The sequence below is a fragment of the Planktothrix sp. FACHB-1355 genome, from assembly GCF_014748295.1.
Classification (GTDB): domain Bacteria; phylum Cyanobacteriota; class Cyanobacteriia; order Cyanobacteriales; family Aerosakkonemataceae; genus Aerosakkonema; species Aerosakkonema funiforme_A.
Genome location: NZ_JACJUP010000002.1, coordinates 46,667 through 54,511, shown reverse-complemented (window position 1 = coordinate 54,511; position 7,845 = coordinate 46,667). Strand labels below are relative to the sequence as shown.

General features: G+C 51.9%; 2 protein-coding genes. Both read right to left on the bottom strand.

Going from position 1 to position 7,845, the window contains the following annotated elements; translation table 11 throughout:
- The coding region (locus tag H6S82_RS00570) for a condensation domain-containing protein (protein WP_191055936.1) at nucleotides 1-2,469 on the bottom strand (2,469 nt) is incomplete at its 3' end.
- Between the two features lie 25 nt (nucleotides 2,470-2,494).
- On the bottom strand, nucleotides 2,495-7,780 hold the full coding sequence (locus H6S82_RS00565) for a non-ribosomal peptide synthetase (protein WP_191055935.1): 5,286 nt from the start codon (nucleotides 7,778-7,780) through the stop codon (nucleotides 2,495-2,497).
- Between the last annotated feature and the right edge of the window lie 65 nt (nucleotides 7,781-7,845).

Below are 7,845 nucleotides of genomic sequence, written 5' to 3'. Positions count from 1 at the left end.
GCCGATATACAGCTCCCCACAAACCCCAGCCGCCGTCATCCGCAGCTCCTCGTCCAGCACATACACCCGCACGTTCCCGATCCCCCTCCCGATCAGCGGCTCCTCCCCCTCCTCGGCGACCGCCGCCGCCGTCGCCACCACCGTCGTCTCGGTCGGTCCGTAATGATTATACAGCCGCCCGCTCAGCTCACGATTCGCACCTCGCACCAGCTTCTCGCCCCCCGTCAACACGTATTTCGCCGCCAGCGCCGTCCCCTGCGACAGCGCTTCCTCGAGCAGCGGCGTCGGCAAAAATAAATGCGTCACCCCTTCGCGCTCCACCGTCCGCCCTACCTCGCGCACGTCCATCCGCTCCTCGTCGCCGATCACCACCACGCGAGCGCCCGCCTCCAGATAAACCCACAACTCCCACACCGAGGCGTCGAAACCCGTGCTCGCCAGCAAAGCCCCTGTGCTCTGCTCGCTCACCTCATAGCTGAGCTTATGCCACTCGATCAGATTCCGCAGATTCCTCCGCTCGATCCCCACGCCTTTCGGCTTCCCGCTCGTCCCGCTCGTGTAAATGACATACGCCAGCTCGCGCTTCTCGTCGCGCCAGCCACACGCCTGCCACGACCACTGCGCCGCCTCGTCCTGCCCGCCGCTCGTCCGGGCGTCGTATCCGACGACCTCCGCGCCCCAGCCGCCATACCGCGCCGCCTCTGCCTGACGACAGACAATCACGCGCACGCCCGCGTCCCGACACAGATACTCCTGACGATGCGGCGGCAGCTGCTCGTCGATCGGCAGATACGCCCCGCCAGCCAGCCACACGCCGAGCGCCGCACAGACGTATTCGACCGACCGCGGCAGAATGATCGCCGCAATCTGCTCCTCGCAAACGCCGCGCGCCCCAACGAGCCGCGCCACACGCAGCGCCTCTGCCGCCAGCTCGCCGTAACTGAAGCGCCGCTCTGCCTCGACGATCGCCGTCGCCGACGGATGCGCGTAACACCGCCGCAGAATCTCCGCCGTCAGATTCGACCCCTCGCCCGCTGCCGCACCAACCCCGCTCATTGCGCTTACCATTTCCTCTTCTTCAGATTTTGTTAATTGGCTGATGCTGCTCAAACTTCGTTGATCTTCCGTAAGAATTCCCGACAAAATCCGAACGAAATTTGCAGCCATGCCCTCAATCACCCAATCTTCGAAGAGCTCCCCCAAATATTCGAAATACCCGGTGATCCCGAATTCCCGATTTTCGAGATAAAGGGTGAGGTCGAATTTTGCGGTTTCAGTGGACAATTGTTCGATTTCAGCCGTTACCCGACCGAAACCGACTGTTCCGGGAATCGAATTCTGATAATCAAAGACGACGTCGATCAGCGGCGTTTGGTTGACGTTTCTTTCGATTTCGAGCCACTCGATTATTTTTTCAAACGGAATGTCCTGGTGCTCGATGGCTTCCAGCATCGTGGATTTGGTTCTTTCGAGCAGTTCCCCGACGCTTCGACAGGCTTTCAAATTCGTTTTCAGCGGCAGCAGATTTACAAAAAACCCGACCTGGTTTTCGAGCTCCGATTTCGTTCGATTGGCAAAGGGCATTCCGATGACGAATTCTTTTTGCCCTGTATATTTCTGCATCAGAAGACTGAAACCAGCCAGCAAGATCATATTCCGGGTCAATTGTTTTTCCCGGCAGAAAGTCTCCAGCCGAGCGCTGAGATCGGGCGGAATTTCGACGCCGATTTTTTTGCTGCGGTCTGAATTTTTGGAGATTTTTCCGGTTTTGAGGGGCAATTCCAATCTGGGAGGTTTTTCGGAAAATAGATCGCGCCAATACTCGAAGGTTTGCTTGTATTTCATGCTCTGGCGTTCGGTTCGCTGCCAAACCGCATAATCGCCGTATTGAATCGACAGTTCGGGAAGTGCGACCTGCGAACCTTTCGCCAGCGCTTCATAAATGCATGACAGTTCATCAATCAAAAGCTGCAGCGACCATCCATCGCAAATGATATGATGCATGACGACGATCAGGACATGCGAATTTTCCGATTCAACGATGAGTCTTACCCTCAGCAGCCGGTCCCGTTCGAGATCGAAAGGACGATTGACCGCTTCGTTTATCAAACTTCGACAAAGTTCCGCCTTTTCGTCCCCGCTCGATTCGTTGAGGCTCGTTCTTTCGAAATCAACCGGCGACTGCGCGAAAATGATCTGCGACGGTTCATCATCGATTAATTTAAAGTTCGTTCTGAGGATTTCATAACGTTCGGTTAAATATTCGAAAGACCTTTTCAACAGCTCTTCACTCAACCCGCCGGCAAAGGTCAGTTTTCCGGCAACGTTGTATTGATTGCTCTGCGGAGTGAGATTTTGGACGAACCACAATCTCTGCTGCGCATAAGACATCGGAAGCACAAAGACTTCGCTATTGTTTCCGTTGGAAACGCCGGCTGATTCAGAAACCTTCAGACTTAAATCGGTCATAATTATCGTCAGTTCGTCGGACTTTTTATTCGATCGTAATTACCGCCTTCCGGTTCGTGCGCGCCACCGGGGAAATCGCGTCACGTTCATTGACAGCCGGCGGCAGCGAAGGCTCTGTTGCGAGCAGCCTGGCTTGCTCTTCAATCGTGAATGAGTTAAAGAGTTTCCGGAACGACATTTCTCGCGGGTAAAGTTCCCTAATACGCGAGGCGATTTGCATCAGGTGGAGCGAGGTTCCGCCCAATTCGAAAAAATTGCTTTCCACCCCGACCCGTTCCAATTTCAAAACTTCCTTCCAAATTCCGGCAAGTTCGGCTTCAATCCGGTTTCGCGGCTCGACAAAAGCGTTTTCGGGCGCGGGCTGATCGAATTTCAGATTTCGCAGCCGGCTCCGGTCGATTTTGCCGTTCGGCGTCAGCGGCATGGTTTCCAGTATCGAAAAATACTGCGGGACCATAAATTCGGGAAGTTTCGTTTGGAGAAATGATTTTAATTCGCCGACCGAAAATTCTTCGCGGCGAGCTGAGTTTAAAACCAGAAAACCCGCTAACTGAATAATCCCCTGATGCTTTTCAACCGTCATCACGACCGCTTCACCGACCGCCGGATGTTCCGTCAGTACGGTTTCAATTTCGCCGAGTTCAATCCGAAAGCCGCGAATTTTTACCTGGCTGTCCGACCTGCCGAGATATTCCAGCCTGCCGTCCGCCAAGAAACGCCCGAGATCGCCGGTTTTGTACATTCTGCCGCCCGGCTCGTTTGCAAAGGGATCCGGCAAAAACCGCTCGGCGGTCATCTCCGACTTTCCGAAATAACCTCTCGCCAAACCTTGACCGCTGATGTAAATTTCCCCCTTATAACCTTCCGGAACAAGCTGTAGGCTTTGATTCAGAAGATAAATACGGGTATTTTCCAACGGCGTCCCGATAGTTATTTTCTCCGCCTTCGGCTCGATTCGGGCGACGGTCGAATAGGTCGTGTCCTCCGAAGGACCGTAGAGATTGAAAACGTTTTCAACGCCGAAATCGACGTATAACGAATTCGCCAGCCATTTCGGCAGCGGCTCGCCCGCGAGATTGATCGTCCTGATATTTCGCGGCAAATTTTTCGTTCTGACCAGTTCGGCGATTGCCGACGGAACCGTGTTGACCAGCGAAATTTCTCGTTTTTTCATTACTTCCGGCAAAAACAACGCGTTTTCCGACATCACGACCGTACCGCCGGTAGATAACGGGGCGAGCAGCTCGAAAATCGAAAGATCGAAATTCAGCGAGGTCGAAGCCAATGTTTGACGGAAGGTTTCCGGGGGGAAGTAATTCCGGCACCATTGCAAGAAGGCGACGACGCTCCGATGTTCAATCGCGACGCCTTTCGGCAAACCGGTCGAACCGGAAGTGTAAATAATATAAGCCAGATTGCCGGGAAAGTTTTTGACAGCCCTTTTTCGCCGCCCTGCGCCGTTTATCCGGATTTCGCTTTCCTCGATCAATATGCGGCGGGCGATTTTATCCGTCCATATTCCGGCGCTTTCCCTGCACGTGATGACCGTCTCGATCCCCGAATCCTCGACGATATATCGAAGCCTCTCAACGGGGTAATTGGAGTCGAGCGGCACGTATGCCCCGCCGGCTTTGAAAACCGCCAGGATACTAACCGGTAAATCCGTCGTTCGCGGCAGACAGATTCCGACCGGCTTTTCTCCGCCGATGCCGGCGCGGATCAGAACGTCCGCCAGATGCTCGGCTTTTTCGTTCAATTCGCGGTAAGTTATTTTTCCGCTTTCCGAAACGACCGCCTCGGCGTCAGGCGTTTTTTCTGCCTGCTCTTCAAAAAAATGCTGGATCAGTTTTGAATCGGGCACCGCCGCACGATTCCCGGAAAGGCTCGAAGTCAGGCTGGCGGCTTCGCTTTGATCGAGAATCGACAGCCCGTTAATCGGAGTTTCCGGATTTTCGACCGAATTTTTCAACAAATTCGACCAAAAACCGATCAGTTTTTCGATCGTCTCTCTTTCGAACAAATCCGCATCGAACTCGAATTTTCCGAGAATACCGTCTTTCGTTTCCGAAACATGCAGTGCCAGTTCGAATTGCGAAGCCAGTAATGGCAAATCAAACCCCTCGAACTCGGCGCTGCCGATTTTTATCGTTTCCTTCTGCGCGCCGAGCGCCAAAGCGTTCAAAGAATCGTTTTCGATCTGATTTTGAAAAACGAACATCGTTTGAAAGATCGGACTTTTTCCCTTTGCCCGCTTCGGCTGAAGTTTTTCGACGAGCAGGTGAAACGGGTAATTCTGGTGTTTTTTGCTCTCGCCGATTTCCCTTTCGAGTATTTTTAGAATTCCGATAAAATTGTCTCGCTCGGAAATGCTTAATCTGAGCGGCAGGGGATTTACGAAATACCCGACGGCGCTCGTCCAGCGGATCGAGGTTCTGCCTGAAAACGGCGTCCCGACGATCTGTTCCGGCTGCCCGGTCAGGCGGTAAAGTATCGAAAAATATGAAGCCAAAACGACCTTAAAAAGCGTCGTTTTTTGACGACGACAAAACCTTCGCAACTCAGCGCCCAAAACCGGATCCAGGACGAAATCAATTTTTTCGCCTTTGAAAACCGGCTCCGCCGCGTTGTTTTTCCTGATCGGAAAGGAGAAAACTGGCAAATCTCCGCTTAATTTTTTCCCCCAAAAAGTCAAAGCCTCCTTTCCCTTTGGGCTTTCCACCCAGTTATTTTGCCAAGCTGCAAATTCGGCAAATTGCGCTGCCGGCTCCGGAATTTCGCGTTCGTCTTTCTCTTCGACGCAGCGGTAATAAAAATCGAGTTCCGCCGCGATGATGCGCAGCGACCAGTAATCGACCACGCTGTGATGAAACTTTATGACCAGCACCCTGCCGGCATCGTTCGATTTGAATAAACGAATCTGAAAAAGCGGTTTTTCCTCGATTTCAAATTTTTCGTAAGCGAATTCGGCGATTGTTTCGGCAAAGTCCTCCCCGCTGTCGGTCAAACCCAGAACTTCCGGCACGGTTTTCGGGCTTTCCCAAAATCGGCTTTTTAATTCGTTTTCCTGTAACACGAAACCCATTCTTAAAATTTCGTGCCGGGCAACGACCTTTTCAAAAGCTTTTCCGAATATTTCGATGTCGCAATCGTTTTTAATCCGCAGAGCGATTATCACGTTGTCCGGCGAATATTTCTTATAAAGCTGGTGGCGGAACCAAAATCCTTGCTGACCGTAAGACAGGGTCTGCCAGACATCCGATCTTAAAACCTCGTCAAACTTTTCACCGGATTCCTGCGAAATTTCTCCCGCTTTTTCCAGCAATTCGCCCAGAGTCGTGCTTTCTTCGATTTCCGTGAAACCGATCGCCCGATTGTTTTTCTCAAAAAGATGGATCAATTCCAAAATCCGCAGCGAATCCAGCCCGCTCAGTTCATACTTTCCGAAAGCGGCAAAACCGTTCGGTTGTTCGACGATCCGGTTCGAGTTTTCGTCTTTCGACAGCCAGTCGTTCAGGTCGGCATATAATCCCGCGATTTTCTTTTCTCCGACTTCTGCCGGCGGAATTTCCGTATTTTCGGGCGACCCGGATTTTAGCGCCCCTTCATTTTTCTGCGCTATTTCCTCAATCGAGCCGTCGAGAAACCGCTCTCGACAACGGAAGCGTTGAATTTTTCCGCTCGTCGTTTTGGGAATCGAATTCGGCTTGGTAAATAATATTTTTCTCGGTTCGATTCCGTGTTTGAAAGCAATCGCACGGCTGATCGCGGTTCTCAAATCCGCCAGCTCATATTTTCGAGGGCGTCTGATCTCCAGCACGACGACCAGATATTCTTCCCGCGCTTCGTTGATCGAAAAAGCCGCGCAGCCGTTCGAGGCAAAAGTCGGATCGAGACCGACAACCGTCTGCTCGATGTCCTGGGGGTAATGGTTGACGCCGCGAACGATGATTAAATCCTTTATGCGTCCGGTGACGTAAAGCATTCCGTCACGCTTAAAGCCCAGGTCACCGGTCGCTAAGTGGTCTTCGCTTTTTCCCGGAAGCCTCGCACGAAAGACTTTTTCGGTTTCTTCAGGGTTATTCCAATATCCGTCCGCGACGCTTTTTCCGCGCACCCAGATTTCGCCGATTTCATTCTCGGCAGCTTCTTTTCCGGCAGTCGGATCGAATATTATGACGCTTTGTTCCGCATCGTAAATTTTACCGGACGAGACGAAATCCCCGGCTCCGACGCTCGAACCGGATGCCGGATCAGGATTCTTTTCTTCGGATAAACCGAGCCGGGAATCTGTCGTTCCTTCACCGGCTTTTCCGCCGGAAACGAACAGCGTCGTTTCCGCCAGACCGTAGCACGGGAAAAAGGCTTTCGGATCGAACCCGCAAACGGCGAATTTTTCGGAAAATGCCCGCATCGTTTCGCTACTCACCGGTTCCGAACCGTTGAAAGCGATTTTCCAGCTGCTCAGATCCAACCCCTTTAATTCTTCCGCAACGATTTTTTTGACGCAGAGTTCGTACCCGAAATTCGGCGACCCGCTGATGGTCGCCTTCCGGTCAGAGACCAGCTGCAGCCATTTGACAGGCGTTTGCAAAAAGGCAGCGGGCGAAATGATCGAGCAGGAATAACCTCCGTAAATCGGCTGGAGAATGCTGCCGATCAAACCCATGTCGTGGTACATCGGCAGCCAGCTGACGCAATGACTTTCCGTATCGTATTCAAACGCCGTTTTCATCAAAGATGAATTATGGAAGAGGTTTTCGTGTTTAACGATGACGCCGCGCGGGTTTCCGGTCGAGCCTGAAGTGTATTGAAGAAACGCAATATCGGCGGAGTCAATTTTAATATTTGCCCAGTTTTGCCCCTGTTCTTCATTCAAACAGTCTGTTTCGACCAGCGTTAAATTTTTATACTTCTCGCCGTCATTGATTAATTGACCGACGGTGTTCGATAAATTTCCGGTCGTCAGTGCCAGCTCCGCCCCCGAGTTTTGGATGATGGAGTCGAGTCTTTCAAAATTCCGGTTATTTCGCGGCGGATAGACCGGAACCGCTATTACTCCCGCGTACAGGCATCCGAAAAACGCCGTTATATACTCCAAACCCTGTGGATAAAAAAGCAGCGCCCGCGCCCCTTTTTCGCAATATTTACGGATTTCGAAAGCAATCGCACGAGACTTTACCGACAAGGCTTTAAAACTTAAAAAATCGAAGCTTGTTCGGTCCCGGTAAAAGTAAAAACCTTTATCGGAGGTTTTCCCGGCACGATAGTCGAGCAGAGCGACAAAAGTTTCCTCATTATCTAAATCCTTCAAATTATGATTTTTTGTGGTCAACACTTTTATTTGCGGAGAAATGCAGGATTCGGTTTTCGAACGAA